Source organism: Streptomyces sp. NPDC048420 (assembly GCF_040651535.1).
In the GTDB taxonomy this organism is placed as follows: Bacteria; Actinomycetota; Actinomycetes; order Streptomycetales; family Streptomycetaceae; genus Streptomyces.
Genome location: NZ_JBEZKG010000010.1, coordinates 339,913 through 354,036 on the forward strand (window position 1 = coordinate 339,913; position 14,124 = coordinate 354,036).

Genomic DNA, 14,124 nt, shown 5'->3' on the forward strand with positions numbered 1-14,124 from the left:
CTCAGCCTATCTAGACAAGCGATTTATACAAACGTCATAGACAACTGTTTAATACGCTCGTACAGTCGCCGTCATGACGAACCCGACTCCCGCCGGTTCCCTGGCCGGCCGCCGTGAATGGACGGCCCTCGCCGTCCTGATGCTTCCGCTGCTCCTGGTCTCGATGGACGTCTCGGTCCTCTACTTCGCAATCCCGGCGATCGGCGCGGACGTGGAGCCGAGCGGCACCCAGCAGCTGTGGATCTTCGACATCTACGCCTTCGTCCTGGCCGGTCTGCTGATGACGATGGGCTCCCTCGGCGACCGCATCGGCCGCCGCAGGCTCCTGCTGATCGGCGCGGTCGCGTTCAGCGGGGCCTCCCTGGCGGCGGCGTACGCGCACAGCGCCGAGATGCTCATCGCCGCCCGCGCGGGCCTCGGCATCGGCGGCGCCACCCTGATGCCCTCGACGATGGCGCTGATCCGCACGATGTTCACCGACGCCGGCCAGCGCGCGAAGGCGATCGGCATCTGGTCCGGCATGATGACGGCCGGCATCGCCCTCGGCTCGGTGATGAGCGGGATCCTGGTCGAGTACTTCTGGTGGGGCTCGGTCTTCCTGGTCAACCTGCCCGCGATGGCGCTGCTGCTGATCCTGGGCCCGCTCCTGCTGCCCGAGTCGAAGGACCCCGCACCCGGTCGCTTCGACTGGCCGAGCGTCCCGCTGTCGCTGGCCGCGGTGCTGCCCGTCGTCTACGGCCTGAAGGAGATCCCGTCCGAGGGCTGGAACGTCCGTTACGTCGTCTCGATCACCGTCGGCCTGCTGTTCGCGGCCCTCTTCGTCCACCGCCAGCGCACGACCGCGAACCCGATGATCTCCCCGGCCCTGTTCCGCGCCCACGGTTTCGCCCCCGCGGTCGTCCTCAACCTCGTCTCCGCCTTCGCGATGATGGGCTCCGCCGTCTTCACCACCCAGTACCTCCAGTCGGTCCTCGGCAAGAGCGCCCTGGAGGCGGCCCTGTGGGCACTGCTCCCCTCGGTGCCGATCGGCATGGTGGCCCCGGTGACGACCGCACTGGTCCAGAAGGGCGTGCACCGCGCCCACGTCGTCACGGCCGGCTTCGCGATCGCGGCCTGCGGATACGGCCTCCTCGCCCTCGCCGGTACGGACTCGATGTGGCTGGTCCTGACCGCCTGCGGTGTGCTCGCCTCCGGAATCGTCATGGTGATCTCCCAGATGACGGACCTCGCCCTCGGCGCGGCCCCGGCGGAGCGGGCGGGCTCGGCGTCCTCCCTGCTGGAGACGGGCACCGAGTTCGGCGGCGCGCTGGGCATGGCGGTCCTCGGCTCGATCGGTACGGCGATCTACCGCCACGAGATGCCGGGTTCGGCTCCGGACGTGGCCCGCGAGACACTGGGCGGGGCGCTGGCGGTGGCCGACCGGGTCCCGGGCCTGGCGACGACGGCCAGGGAGGCGTTCACCAGCGGGATGCAGGGCGCGGCGATCGCGGGGGCGGTGCTGCTGGTGGGAGCGGCGGGGTTGGCGGCGCTGACGCTTCGGCAAATCCCGGTGCACAGCAAAACGCCGGACGAGCCGAGTTCCCTCAGCCCGTCCGGCGTCTGAGACAGATGTCAGACCAGGTTCACCGCGCGGGCGGAGGTCGCCCCGATCTCCTCGGCCACCTCGGTCAGCACCCCGGCGGGAACCGTGTCATCGACAGTCAGCACCGCCAGCGCCTCCCCACCGGCGACCGCACGCGACACCTGCATACCCGCGATGTTGATCCCGGCTTCACCGAAGATCCGCCCGACCGTGCCCACCACACCCGGCCGGTCCTCGTAGTTGAGGACGACCATGTGGTCGGCGAGCGCGAGGTCGACGTCGTACTCACCGACGGCCACGATCTTCTGGAGGTGCTTCGGCCCGGCCAGCGTGCCGGACACCGACACCTCCTCGCCGTTGCCCAGCGTGCCGCGCACGGTGACGACATTGCGGTGGTCGCTCGACTCCGAGCTCGTCGTCAGCCGCACCTCGACACCGCGCTCCTGCGCGAACAGCGGGGCGTTGACGTACGACACGGTCTCGTCGACGACGTCCTCGAAGACACCCTTGAGGGCGCTGAGCTCCAGCACCTTCACGTCGTGCTGGGTGATCTCGCCGTACACCTCGACGTCGAGGCGGACGGCGACCTCACCGGCGAGCGCGGTGAAGATCCGGCCGAGGCGCTCGGCGAGCGGGAGGCCCGGCTTGACGTCCTCGGCGATGACGCCGCCCTGGACGTTCACCGCGTCCGGCACGAGCTCGCCGGCGAGCGCGAGCCGCACCGAGCGGGCGACGGCGATACCGGCCTTCTCCTGCGCCTCGTCGGTGGAGGCACCGAGGTGCGGGGTGGCGACGACCTGGTCGAACTCGAAGAGCGGGGAGTCCGTGCAGGGCTCTTTCGCGTACACGTCGAGGCCGGCACCGGCGACCCGGCCCTCCTTCAGCGCCGAGTACAGCGCCTCCTCGTCGACGATGCCACCACGGGCCGCGTTGACGATCCGCACGCTCGGCTTGACCTTGCGCAGCGCCTCGTCGCCGATGAGGCCGACGGTCTCGGGGGTCTTCGGCAGGTGGACGGTGATGAAGTCGGAGACCTCCAGCAGCTCGTCCAGGGACAGCACCTTGACGCCCATCTGGGCGGCGCGGGCGGGCTGGATGTAGGGGTCGTAGGCGACGACCTTCATCCCGAACCCGGACATGCGCTGAGCGACGAGCGCGCCGATACGGCCGAGGCCGACGACACCGAGGGTCTTCTCGGCCAGCTCCACGCCCGTGTACTTGCTGCGCTTCCACTCGCCGTTCTTCAGCGCGGCGTTGGCCTGCGGGATGTGGCGGGCGGTGGCGACGAGGAGACCGCAGGCCAGCTCGGCGGCGGTCACGATGTTCGAGGTAGGGGCGTTGACGACCATCACGCCGGCCTTGGTGGCGGCGGAGACGTCGACGTTGTCCAGGCCGACGCCGGCTCGTGCGACGACCTTCAGTTTGTTCGCGGCGGCGATCGCCTCGGCGTCCACCTTGGTGGCGGAGCGGATCAGGATCGCGTCGACCTCGGCGATGGCGGGCAGCAGCTCGGCCCGGTCGGCGCCGTTGCAGTGCCGGATCTCGAAGTCCGGGCCAAGCGCGTCCACGGTGGCGGGCGACAGCTCTTCAGCGATGAGTACGACAGGTTTCGAGCTCACGTGAGTCCTCACAAGTCCAATGCGGACGGCCGTCCCGACGGCCGCAGGCGGTGGAGGGTACTGGCCGCGTGGAAGACGCACGACACTGTGGGCCTGACGCGTATGTAGTACGGCAGTCTAGTGGCGCGAAGACGGTCGTCCTGCGCCTCTGCGGAAGGATCACCCTTCCGTGATGCGACGGGTTGGACAACAGGGCCGAAGCGGCACGCTCCGGCCCTGCCGTCTGAGGCTTACGCCTCCTCGTCGACCCAGCTCATCAGCTTGCGGAGCTGCTTGCCGGTGGTCTCCAGCAGGTGCTCGGAGTCGGCGGTCTTGTACTCGTTGTACTTCTTCAGACCGCCGTGGTACTCGGCCATCCACTCACGCGCGAAGGTGCCGTCCTGGATCTCGGCGAGGACCTTCTTCATCTCGGCCTTGGTGGCGTCCGTGATGATCCGCGGGCCGGTGACGTAGTCGCCCCACTCGGCGGTCTCGGAGATCGACCAGCGCATCTTCTCCAGGCCGCCCTCGTACATGAGGTCGACGATGAGCTTCAGCTCGTGCAGGCACTCGAAGTACGCGATCTCCGGCTGGTAGCCGGCCTCGGTCAGCGTCTCGAAACCGGCCTTGACCAGCGCGGCCGTACCACCGCAGAGAACGGCCTGCTCACCGAACAGGTCGGTCTCGGTCTCCTCGGTGAAGGTCGTCTTGATGACGCCGGCGCGGGTGCCGCCGATGCCCTTGGCGTACGACAGCGCGAGCGCGAAGGCGTTACCGGTCGCGTCCTGCTCGACGGCCGCGATACACGGAACGCCGCGGCCCTCCTCGTACTGGCGGCGCACGAGGTGGCCCGGGCCCTTGGGGGCGACCATGCAGACGTCGACGCCCGCCGGGGGCTTGATGAAGTCGAAGCGGATGTTCAGGCCGTGGCCGAAGAACAGCGCGTCGCCGTCCTTCAGGTTGTCCTTGATGGACTCCTCGTAGACCTGGGCCTGGATCGGGTCCGGGACCAGGATCATGATGACGTCGGCCTCGGCGGCGGCCTCGGAGGGCGTCACCACGCGCAGGCCCTGCTCCTCGGCCTTGGCCTTGGACTTGGAGCCCTCGTGCAGACCGACACGCACGTCGACACCCGAGTCACGGAGCGACAGCGCGTGGGCGTGGCCCTGGCTGCCGTAACCGATGACCGCGACCTTGCGGCCCTGGATGATGGACAGGTCGGCGTCGGCGTCGTAGAACAGCTCGGCCACTTTGGGTTCTCTCCTTGTGTGCAGGTGTTGCGTCCCACCGTATGACGGCGGGCTGAGATGAAGTTTCGGGGTCTCGGTATACGGGCGGCCTACGACCGCCCGCACACCACTACAGCTTTACGCGCTGCGGTCGAGGGCGCGCAGCGAGCGGTCCGTGATCGAACGGGCGCCGCGGCCGATCGCGATCGTGCCGGACTGGACCAGCTCCTTGATGCCGAAGGGCTCCAGCATCTTCAGCATGGCGGACAGCTTGTCGCTGCTCCCGGTGGCCTCGATGGTGACGGCCTCCGGGGAGACGTCGACGGTCTTGGCGCGGAACAGCTGGACGATCTCGACGATCTGGGAGCGCGTCTCGTTGTCGGCGCGCACCTTCACCAGAACGAGTTCGCGCTGAACGGCCGAGCCGGGTTCCAGCTCGACGATCTTCAGCACGTTGACGAGCTTGTTGAGCTGCTTGGTCACCTGTTCGAGGGGCAGTTCCTCGATCACGTTGACCACGATGGTGATGCGGGAGATCTCGGGGTGCTCGGTGACACCGACCGCGAGCGAGTCGATGTTGAAGCCGCGGCGGGAGAAGAGGGCGGCGATCCGGGCCAGGATGCCCGGGGTGTTCTCCACCAGGACGGAGAGCGTGTGCTTGGACATGATCTGCTTCCTTTACGGCTCTCAGTCGTCTTCGTTGTCGCCGAAGTCGGGGCGGACGTCCCGGGCGGCCATGATCTCGTCGTTGGAGGTGCCGGCGGCGACCATCGGCCAGACCATCGCGTCCTCGTGGACGATGAAGTCGACGACGACGGGACGGTCGTTGATGGAGTTCGCCTCCGCGATGACCTTGTCCAGGTCCTCCGGGCGCTCACAGCGCAGGCCGACGCAGCCCATCGCCTCGGACAGCTTCACGAAGTCCGGCACGCGCGTGCCCTTCGCGTCCGGGTTGATGTCCTCCGGACCGCTGTGCAGCACGGTGTTGGAGTAGCGCTGGTTGTAGAAGAGGGTCTGCCACTGGCGGACCATCCCGAGGGCGCCGTTGTTGATGATGGCGACCTTGATCGGGATGTTGTTCAGAGCGCAGGTGGTGAGCTCCTGGTTGGTCATCTGGAAGCAGCCGTCGCCGTCGATCGCCCAGACGGTGTTGCCCGGTGCTCCGGCCTTGGCGCCCATCGCGGCCGGGACCGCGTAGCCCATGGTTCCGGCGCCGCCGGAGTTCAGCCAGGTGGCGGGCTTCTCGTACTGGATGAAGTGCGCGGACCACATCTGGTGCTGGCCGACGCCCGCGGCGAAGATCGTGCCCTCGGGGGCGAGCTGCCCGATCCGCTCGATGACCTGCTGCGGGGAGAGCGAGCCGTCGGCGGGCAGGTCGTAGCCGAGCGGGTAGGTCTCGCGCCAGCGGTTCAGGTCCTTCCACCAGGCGCTGTAGTCGCCCTGGTGGCCCTCGCTGTGCTCCTTCTGGACGGCCTGGATCAGGTCGGCGATGACCTCGCGGGCGTCCCCGACGATCGGCACGTCGGCGGCGCGGTTCTTGCCGATCTCGGCCGGGTCGATGTCGGCGTGGACGATCTTGGCGTGCGGGGCAAAGCTGTCCAGCTTGCCGGTGACGCGGTCGTCGAAACGGGTACCGAGGGCGACGATCAGGTCGGCCTTCTGCAGCGCGGTGACGGCGGTGACCGAACCGTGCATGCCCGGCATTCCCACGTGCAGCGGGTGGCTGTCGGGGAATGCGCCGAGCCCCATCAGGGTGGTGGTGACGGGGGCTCCGGTGAGTTCTGCGAGGACCTTCAGCTCGGCGGTGGCGCCGGACTTGATGACACCGCCGCCGACGTAGAGGACGGGCCGCTTCGCCTGGGTGATCAGCTTGGCGCCCTCGCGGATCTGCTTGGCGTGCGGCTTGGTCACCGGGCGGTAGCCGGGCAGGTCCATGACCGGCGGCCAGGAGAACGTCGTCTTCGCCTGCAGGGCATCCTTGGCGATGTCGACCAGGACCGGGCCCGGACGTCCGGTGGAGGCGATGTGGAAGGCCTGCGCGATGACCCGCGGGATGTCCTCGGCCTTGGTGACGAGGAAGTTGTGCTTGGTGATCGGCATGGTGATGCCGACGATGTCCGCCTCCTGGAAGGCGTCCGTGCCGATCGCCTTGGAGGCCACCTGGCCGGTGATCGCCACGAGCGGCACCGAGTCCATGTGGGCGTCCGCGATCGGGGTGACCAGGTTGGTGGCACCGGGGCCGGAGGTCGCCATGCAGACGCCGACCTTGCCGGTGGCCTGCGCGTAACCGGTGGCCGCGTGCCCCGCGCCCTGCTCATGACGGACCAGGACATGCCGCACCCGGGTGGAGTCCATCAGCGGGTCGTAGGCCGGAAGGATGGCACCGCCGGGGATACCGAATACCGTCTCGGCGCCGACCTCCTCGAGAGAGCGGATGAGGGACTGCGCGCCCGTGACGTGCTCGGGGGCGGACTGCTGTCCTCCGGATCGGGGCCGCGGCTGCGGATGGGCCCCGGTGGCCTGCTCGGTCATCGTCATTCTCTTCTCGATGCTGAGGGTGTGAAGCTGGGGTGGGGAGGCTGGGCAACAAAAAACCCCTCGTGCCATAAGGCAAGCGAGGGGAGCGCGCCGGGTGGGGATCGCTGAGCGGTCTGTGGCTCAGCGTCAGCCGACGCGCTTTCCAAGTACGAGAATTCGGGTGCGCATGAGACTGACCCTCCCCCCGGCACGCACTCACTGTCAAGTGGGTGGGACAGGGGTCTCATTATGTGAGCGGAGGGTCGTCCCACCACCGAGTACGGCAGTCATGCTTCCGGTGTACACCCCCGAACCGCCCCCGGCGAACGCAGGCTCCGCCGGGCCGTGCGGCACCGGGTAGTGCCCCGAGGCCAGGGCCCGGCGCAGCCGGTACTCGTCGAGCGGTCCCGAGAACGCCATGCCCTGTCCATGGGTGCAGCCCATCGCGCGCAGGGCGACCACCTGCTCGGGAAGGTCCACCCCGTCGGCCACGGACTGGAGCCCGAGGTCTCCGGCGATTCTGAGCAGCCCGCTGGTGATCTTGTGCAGCCTGGCGGACTCCACGACGCCCTCGACCAGACTGCGGTCGAGCTTCAGCACGTCGACGGGGAGTCTGCGCAGCGCGGTGATCGCCGCGTAACCGCTGCCGAAGCCGTCCAGGGCGATCCGGACACCGACGCGCCGGATCGCGGTCAGCCGGCGCTCCAGTTCGTCCAGGGAGACCCGTGGGTCGGCGTCGGAGAGCTCGATGACCAGGGAGCCCGACGGCAGCCCGTGCCGGGTCAGCAGCGCCTCGACGGAGCCCAGGGGCAGTGAGCGGTCCAGCAGCCGCTGGGCGTTCATCCGGACCGCCACGGGTACGGTCAGCCCGTTCGCGGCCCGCTCTGCCGCCTGCTCCACGGCCTCCTCCAGGATCCAGCGGCCCAGCTCCTGAGTCCGGTCGCTGTCCTCGGCCACCCGCAGGAACTCGGCGGGCGTGAACAGCACCCCTTGCGAGGACCGCCATCGGGCCTGTGCGGTCACCGACGTGATCCGGCCGTCCTCCAGGGACACCACGGGCTGGTGCAACAGGGCGAACTCGCCGTCGTGCAACGCGGCACGCAGGCGCGTGGCCAGCTCCGCCTTCCGTACGACGTCCTGCTGCATCTGGGGTGCGTACAGCTCGACCCGGCCCTTGCCGCCCGCCTTGGCGCGGTACATCGCGAGGTCCGCGTTGCGCAGGATCTCGCCCGCTCCGAGGCCCGGTTCGGCGAAGGCGACGCCGATGGAGGCGGCGACCCGGACATCGTTGCCGTCGATGAGGTAGGGCTGCGAGAGCGTGATCCTGAGGCGGTCGGCGAGCTCCAGGATGTGGCCCTCGCGGGCGGTGCGGTCGCGGGTGCCGTCCCCGACGATCAGGGCGGCGAACTCGTCCCCGCCGAGCCGGGAGGCGGTGTCCCCGTACCGCACCGCGTCCTGCAGTCTGCGGGCGGCCTGGACGAGCAGCTCGTCCCCGGCCTGGTGCCCGATCGTGTCGTTGACGGCCTTGAAGCCGTCCAGGTCGATGAAGAGGACGGCCGTGCCGCGGTCTGAGGAACGGCGGCCGGACAGGGCCTGCTGGACGCGCCGGGTGAACAGGGCGCGGTTGGGCAGGTCGGTCAGCGGGTCGTGCTCGGCGTTGTGCTGGAGCTGCGCCTGCAGGCGCACTCTTTCGGTCACGTCCCGGCTGTTGAAGATGAGTCCGTCCTGGTGGCGGTTGACGGTGGACTCGACGTTCAGCCAGCCGCCGTCGCCGGACCGGAAGCGGCACTCGATGCGGGTGGTGGGTTCTTCGAGAGGGCTGGCGGCGAGGAAGCGGCGCACCTCGTGCACCACGCAGCCCAGGTCCTCCGGGTGGATGAGACCGGCCAGTTCCGTGCCCACGAGTTCCTCGGCGGAGCGGCCGTAGACCCCGCCCGCGGCCGGGGAGACGTACCGGAGGATGCCGTTGGGTGCGGCGATCATGATGACGTCGCTGGAGCCCTGCACCAGGGAGCGGAAGTGGTTCTCCTTCTGCGCGAGTTCCTGGGTGAGGGTGATGTTGTCGAGCAGCATGATCCCCTGGCGCACCACGAGGGCGAGCACGACGGTGCCGCCGGTGAGCAGCACCACGCGGTCCACGCTGCGGCCGTTGAGGACGTTGTAGAGGATCCCCAGGGTGCAGACGGCGGCGGCGAGGTACGGCGTGAGGGCGGCCAGCGACCCGGTGATGGGACGGGTGGCCGGATACCGACCGTGGTCGCCGCCCTGCGCCGGGGCGTGGTGCTGGCCCCCGGCGCGCGACCTGGGCAGGTGCTCGTGCACCACACGCGTGTGCCCGGCCGGGTGCTGCCGGACACCCTCGGGGTGCCGGGGTGTTGCCCAGGGGGCGTAGGCGAGGAGCAGGGAACCGGCGAACCAGCCCGCGTCCAGCAACTGGCCCGAGCGGTAGCTGTTGTGGAGCAGCGGCGAGGTGAACAGGGCGTCGCACATCACGGTCAGGGCGAGCGCGCCGATCGCGGTGTTCACCGCGGTGCGGTTGACCGCCGAGCGCCGGAAGTGCAGCGCGAGGACCATGCTGACGAGGGCGATGTCCAGCAGCGGGTACGCCAGCGACAGCGCGGTGTGCGCGACGCTCGGCCCCTCGGACTTCGCCGCCTGGGCGAGGGCGAGGCTCCACGAGAGCGTGAGCAGCGAGCCGCCGATCAGCCAGGCGTCGAGGCTGAGGCAGACCCAGCCTGCCTTCGTCACCGGGCGCTTGGCGAGGACCAGGAGACCCACGATGGCCGGTGGCGCGAAACAGAGGAAGAACAGGTCGGCGTAGCTGGGGTTGGGTACGTCCCGGCCCAGGACGACCTCGTACCACCCCCAGATGAGGTTGCCGGCGGACGCCATCGTCGAGGAGAGCCCGAAGAGCAGCCAGGCGGGTCGAAAGCGGACCCGGCGGGTGCGGGCGTAGAAGAAGCAGGACACGGCGGCGGTGCCGGCCGCGGCGCTCAGCCCGAAGTCGCCCATGATCAGGGCGGCTTCGTGCGAGCCCCAGCCGAGCGCGGAACCCATGGCGTATCCGGCGCACACCAGGGCGAGGAGGAGTTGGCGGACCAGGCTCGACCCGCCACGGGAGGCCGGCGGCCGGGAGGGCGGCGCCCCCGGCGCGGGGCGGGCCCGCAGTGCTCCGTCGAGGGTGGTCGTGGGAGACGGGGGCGAGCTCACCGGGCCCGCCCGGTCCGAGCCGCTCCGGGGTCCCGGGGGTCCGGGTGCGCATGCCTCCTGCGGCTGCTGTGCCTGCGCTGGTGATGGCTGTGGTGGCCGCCGTGACCGGTGTGGTGACCGCGTCTGCGCGCGGCTGTGTGCCAGGGTCGCCGTCGGCGGCCCCGCCGCGTCGGATCGCTCGCCCATAGGCCGTGCATCGCCCGTCGCCCCCCTCACAGTCTGCAATGTCGATCCCCGGCGCCGAACGGTGCGCGGCGCAGCCCCTGTCGGGACGATACACCAGTCTCGTCACTCAGGGACATAGTCCCTCTACGCTCCGTGACGTCAAGGGGGGTTGTGGGCACGGACCGCGTCCGAAAGGTTGCGGAGGGTACCGGAAACGGATTACACGCCTGTTGCGCGCCCGCGCCCGACAGCGCGCTCCCTGAGGGTCACGCGCTGGTTGCGCCCGTCGTGAGAATCACGTTGCGCAACGGCTCCTGGTTCACGAAACGGGTCAGCTGATCCACCAGCAGCCGCTTGGCGCGCGGCAGGAACGCGGAGGTGGGTCCCCCGACATGAGGACTGATGAGCACGCCCGGCGCCTGCCACAACGGGTGCCCGTGGGGCAGTGGTTCGGGATCGGTGACGTCGAGGGCCGCGGTGATGCGGCCGGTCTCCAGTTCGGCGAGCAGTGCCTTGGTGTCGACGACGGGGCCGCGGGCGACGTTCACCAGGAGGGCGCCGTCCTTCATGCGGGCGAGGAAGTCGGCGTTCACCAGGCCGCGGGTGGTGTCGTTCAGCGGTGTGGACAGGATGACGACGTCCGCCTCCGGGAGCAGGGCGGGCAGTTCGGTGAACGCGTGCACGGGCCCGCGCTCCGTGGTGCGCGCGGAGCGCGCGACGCGCGCCACCCGCGCGACCTCGAACGGAACGAGCCGGTCCTCGATGGCCGCCCCGATCGAGCCGTAGCCGACGACGAGGACGTTCTTGTCGGCGAGCGCCGGGTGGAACGTGCCCTGCCAGGACTCCTGTTGCTGGGCGCGGACGAACTCGGGGATCCCACGCAGCGAGGCGAGGGTCAGGGTGAGGGCGAGTTCGGCGGTGCTGGCCTCGTGCACACCGCGCGCGTTGCACAGCAGCACACCCGGCACGATGTCGGACAGCCGCGGCAGGACGTCGTCGACACCGGCCGTGAGCGTCTGGACGAGACGGAGGCCGGTCATGTGCGGCAGCGGCCGGACCTTCACCGGCTGCCGCTTCATGTACGGCACGACGTAGACGGCACAGTCCGCCGGGTCACCGGGGTACTCCTGGTCGCCGTCGTCACCCCCGTCCCAGAACAGATAGTCGGGCCCTTCGGGGAGCCCCGCGATCTCGTCCGGCGGGATGGGAAGCCACACGTCAGCAGTCATGCAAGGAGGCTATGTCAGGCGTCTGAGAGCCCAGAGGTTAGGTTGGGGGCCGGAAGAGGGAGGGTCACGAGCAGGTGGAGCGCAGGACGATCGGCGCGGCGGCGCTCGCGGTGGGAGCCGTCGGACTCGGGTGCATGCCGATGAGCTGGGCCTACAGCGGGTCGCGGCAGCGGGGCGACGAGTCGCTCAGGGCCGTGCACCGGGCGCTCGATCTGGGCTCGACGCTGCTGGACACGGCCGACATGTACGGCCCGTTCACCAACGAGCTGTTGCTGGGGCGGGCGTTGAAGGAGCGGCGCGAGGACGCGTTCGTGTCCACCAAGGTCGGTCTGCTGGTGGGCGAGCAGCACATCGTGGCCAACGGCCGCCCCGGCTATGTGAAACGGGCCTGCGACGCCTCGCTTCGGCGCCTCCAGACCGATGTGATCGACCTCTACCAACTGCACCGCGAGGACCCCGAGGTCCCGGTCGAGGAGACCTGGGGGGCGATGGCGGAGCTCGTACAGGCCGGAAAAGTACGGTCGTTGGGGCTGTGCGCGATGGGGGCGCGGGGCGGCCGACGCTCCGGGACCCGGCTGTACGACGCGACGATCCGGCAGTTGCGGCGGGTCCAGCAGGTCTTCCCGGTGAGCGCGGTGGAGGCGGAGCTGTCGGTGTGGTCGCCGGAGGCGCTGGGGACGCTGCTGCCGTGGTGCGCGGCGCGCGGCATCGGTTTCCTCGCGGCGATGCCGCTGGGCAACGGCTTCCTGACCGGCACCCTCACCCCCGGCGAGGGCTTCGAACCGGACGACGTCCGCGCCCGCCACCCCCGCTTCACCGCCGAGATGACGGCCGCGAACCAGCCCATCGTCTCCGGCCTGCGGCGCATCGCGTCCCGATACGGCGAGGAGGTCACCCCGGCCCAGGTGGCGCTGGCCTGGGTGCTGGCACAGGGCGACCACGTGGTCCCGGTCCCGGGCACCAAACAGGAGCGATGGGTGACGGAGAACGCGGCGGCGGCCACGCTACGACTGACCGAGCAGGACCTCACCGAGGTGGCGGAGCTACCGACGGCCCAGGGCTCGTGGGACTGACGGGTCGTTCCCCCGCGGCACCCCTCACTCCACCGCCCCTCCACGCATCGGGTCCGGAAGATCGGGAACCTGTGAGGCACGAGCGGTGTATGACAGGTAGAACCCGCCGCTTCGAAGGGACCATGATCGTGCATCGTCGAGCTGTGACGGCCGTGCTGGCCGCGACCACGCTCCTGCTGACGGCCGGCTGCTCCTCCGACGGCGGAGGCGGTGGCGGGAGTGATTCGCCGGGCGGCGGTGACGGCGCTTCGTCGAGCAGTACGGCCTCGGGGTCCTCCCCCACCCAGCAGGCTGCCGAGGCGACCCCACCGGCGAAGGGCTCGGTGAAGGTGCTGCGCACGGTCGCCGAGGATCTCAGGACCCCGTGGGGCCTCGCCCCGCTTCCCGACGGCGACCTGCTGGTCTCCTCGCGGGACGACGGCACGATCATCCGGGTCGACGGGAAGAGCGGGAAGAAGACGGAGCTGGGCCAGGTGTCCGGGGTCTCCGCGGCCGGTGAGGGCGGCCTCCTGGGCATCGCCCTGTCCCCGGACTACGCGTCCGACCACATGGTCTACGCCTACTTCACCTCGGCCTCGGACAACCGCATCGTGCGGATGGTCTACGACGAGCAGAAAACCTCCGGCGAGCAGTTGGGCGCCCCCGACACCGTGTTCAAGGGCATCCCGAAGGGCTACATCCACAACGGCGGCCGGATCTCGTTCGGCCCGGACGGCATGCTCTACGCGGGCACGGGCGAGAGCGGCAACACCGGCCTGTCCCAGGACACCAAGTCCCTCGGCGGCAAGATCCTTCGCATGACCCCGGAGGGCGACCCGGCCTCGGGCAACCCGTTCCCGGACTCCCCCGTGTACTCCTACGGCCACCGCAATGTGCAGGGTCTCGCCTGGGACTCCAAACAGCGGCTGTTCGCCTCGGAGTTCGGCCAGGACACCTGGGACGAACTGAACGCGATCAAGCCCGGCGGCAACTACGGCTGGCCGGACGCCGAGGGCAAGTCCGGCGACAAGAAGTTCCAGAACCCGATAGACCAGTGGCACACCGACGACGCCTCCCCCAGCGGCACCGCCTACGCCGAGGGCTCCATCTGGATGGCTGGACTGAAGGGCCAGCGCCTGTGGCGCATCCCGTTGAAGGGCACGGAGGCCTCCGCCGACCCGCAGGCCTTCCTGAACGGCGAGTACGGCCGGCTGCGCACGGTGGTCTCCGCGGGCGGCGACAAGCTGTGGCTCGTCACCAGCAATACCGACGGCCGAGGCGACCCCAAGGAGGGCGACGACAAGATCCTGGAGATACAGGTCAGCTAGCCGGACGCTCCTGCTCGTCCTCGCCCGTGTCCTCGCCCGGCCTGGGCAGTCGGACGACGACCTTCCCGGACGTGAGGTCTATCGGTCCGCGTCCTGGGTCGCCGTCGCCGACGTCCTCGCGAGTCAGCTCCAGCCGGTTCTGCTCGTCGTGGGTGTGTTTACGGCCGGGTGCGAACAGTTCTTCGAACATGTTGAACATGCGGCCTCCCCTGCC

10 protein-coding genes are annotated in these 14,124 nt (G+C 69.8%); 3 read left to right on the forward strand and 7 right to left on the reverse strand.

Going from position 1 to position 14,124, the window contains the following annotated elements; translation table 11 throughout:
- The first annotated feature begins 73 nt into the window (after positions 1-73).
- A complete protein-coding gene (locus AB0D34_RS20825) occupies positions 74-1,603 on the forward strand; it encodes an MFS transporter (RefSeq protein WP_362663398.1) in 1,530 nt (509 codons plus the stop codon).
- A gap of 8 nt (positions 1,604-1,611) precedes the next feature.
- On the opposite strand, the gene serA is transcribed toward AB0D34_RS20825, so the two are convergent.
- From serA to AB0D34_RS20855, 6 genes are all read right to left on the reverse strand, one after another.
- Positions 1,612-3,201, reverse strand: coding sequence for a phosphoglycerate dehydrogenase (gene serA, locus AB0D34_RS20830; protein WP_362663400.1), 1,590 nt, complete (start codon positions 3,199-3,201; stop codon positions 1,612-1,614).
- Positions 3,202-3,431: 230 nt separating this feature from the next.
- Positions 3,432-4,430: a ketol-acid reductoisomerase gene (gene ilvC / locus AB0D34_RS20835; protein WP_362663402.1), complete on the reverse strand. Its 999-nt coding sequence runs from the start codon at positions 4,428-4,430 to the stop codon at positions 3,432-3,434.
- 117 nt (positions 4,431-4,547) lie between these two features.
- A complete protein-coding gene (gene ilvN / locus AB0D34_RS20840; protein ID WP_257540274.1) occupies positions 4,548-5,075 on the reverse strand; it encodes an acetolactate synthase small subunit in 528 nt (175 codons plus the stop codon).
- A gap of 21 nt (positions 5,076-5,096) precedes the next feature.
- Entirely contained in the window at positions 5,097-6,941 is a 1,845-nt protein-coding gene (locus AB0D34_RS20845) for an acetolactate synthase large subunit (RefSeq protein ID WP_362663404.1), read from the reverse strand.
- 207 nt (positions 6,942-7,148) lie between these two features.
- Positions 7,149-10,136, reverse strand: a complete 2,988-nt coding sequence (locus AB0D34_RS20850; protein WP_362663406.1) for an EAL domain-containing protein — start codon at positions 10,134-10,136, stop codon at positions 7,149-7,151.
- A 431-nt stretch (positions 10,137-10,567) separates the two neighbouring features.
- Positions 10,568-11,530 carry a 2-hydroxyacid dehydrogenase gene (locus AB0D34_RS20855; RefSeq protein ID WP_362663408.1) on the reverse strand — a complete coding sequence of 321 codons (963 nt, stop codon included), beginning with the start codon at positions 11,528-11,530 and terminating at the stop codon, positions 10,568-10,570.
- Positions 11,531-11,604: 74 nt separating this feature from the next.
- Between AB0D34_RS20855 and AB0D34_RS20860 the strand changes: the two genes are divergently transcribed.
- Both AB0D34_RS20860 and AB0D34_RS20865 read left to right on the forward strand, forming a co-directional pair.
- Positions 11,605-12,603, forward strand: a complete 999-nt coding sequence (locus AB0D34_RS20860; RefSeq protein ID WP_362663410.1) for an aldo/keto reductase — start codon at positions 11,605-11,607, stop codon at positions 12,601-12,603.
- A gap of 122 nt (positions 12,604-12,725) precedes the next feature.
- Positions 12,726-13,910 (forward strand): PQQ-dependent sugar dehydrogenase, encoded by a 1,185-nt coding sequence (locus AB0D34_RS20865; protein WP_362663412.1) that lies wholly within the window; start codon positions 12,726-12,728, stop codon positions 13,908-13,910.
- On the opposite strand, the gene AB0D34_RS20870 is transcribed toward AB0D34_RS20865, so the two are convergent.
- Entirely contained in the window at positions 13,903-14,109 is a 207-nt protein-coding gene (locus AB0D34_RS20870; protein WP_362663414.1) for a DUF6191 domain-containing protein, read from the reverse strand. The two genes, AB0D34_RS20865 and AB0D34_RS20870, sit on opposite strands and share 8 nt — an antisense overlap.
- Positions 14,110-14,124 lie beyond the last annotated feature (15 nt).

What these genes read in the sequence shown, in the direction of transcription:
- ilvN (WP_257540274.1), bottom strand. Translation starts at nt 5,075, where the DNA reads ATGTCCAAGCACACGCTCTCCGTCCTGGTGGAGAACACCCCGGGCATC.
- AB0D34_RS20825 (WP_362663398.1), top strand. Translation starts at nt 74, where the DNA reads ATGACGAACCCGACTCCCGCCGGTTCCCTGGCCGGCCGCCGTGAATGG.
- AB0D34_RS20855 (WP_362663408.1), bottom strand. Translation starts at nt 11,530, where the DNA reads ATGACTGCTGACGTGTGGCTTCCCATCCCGCCGGACGAGATCGCGGGG.
- AB0D34_RS20870 (WP_362663414.1), bottom strand. Translation starts at nt 14,109, where the DNA reads ATGTTCAACATGTTCGAAGAACTGTTCGCACCCGGCCGTAAACACACC.
- AB0D34_RS20865 (WP_362663412.1), top strand. Translation starts at nt 12,726, where the DNA reads ATGATCGTGCATCGTCGAGCTGTGACGGCCGTGCTGGCCGCGACCACG.
- AB0D34_RS20845 (WP_362663404.1), bottom strand. Translation starts at nt 6,941, where the DNA reads ATGACCGAGCAGGCCACCGGGGCCCATCCGCAGCCGCGGCCCCGATCC.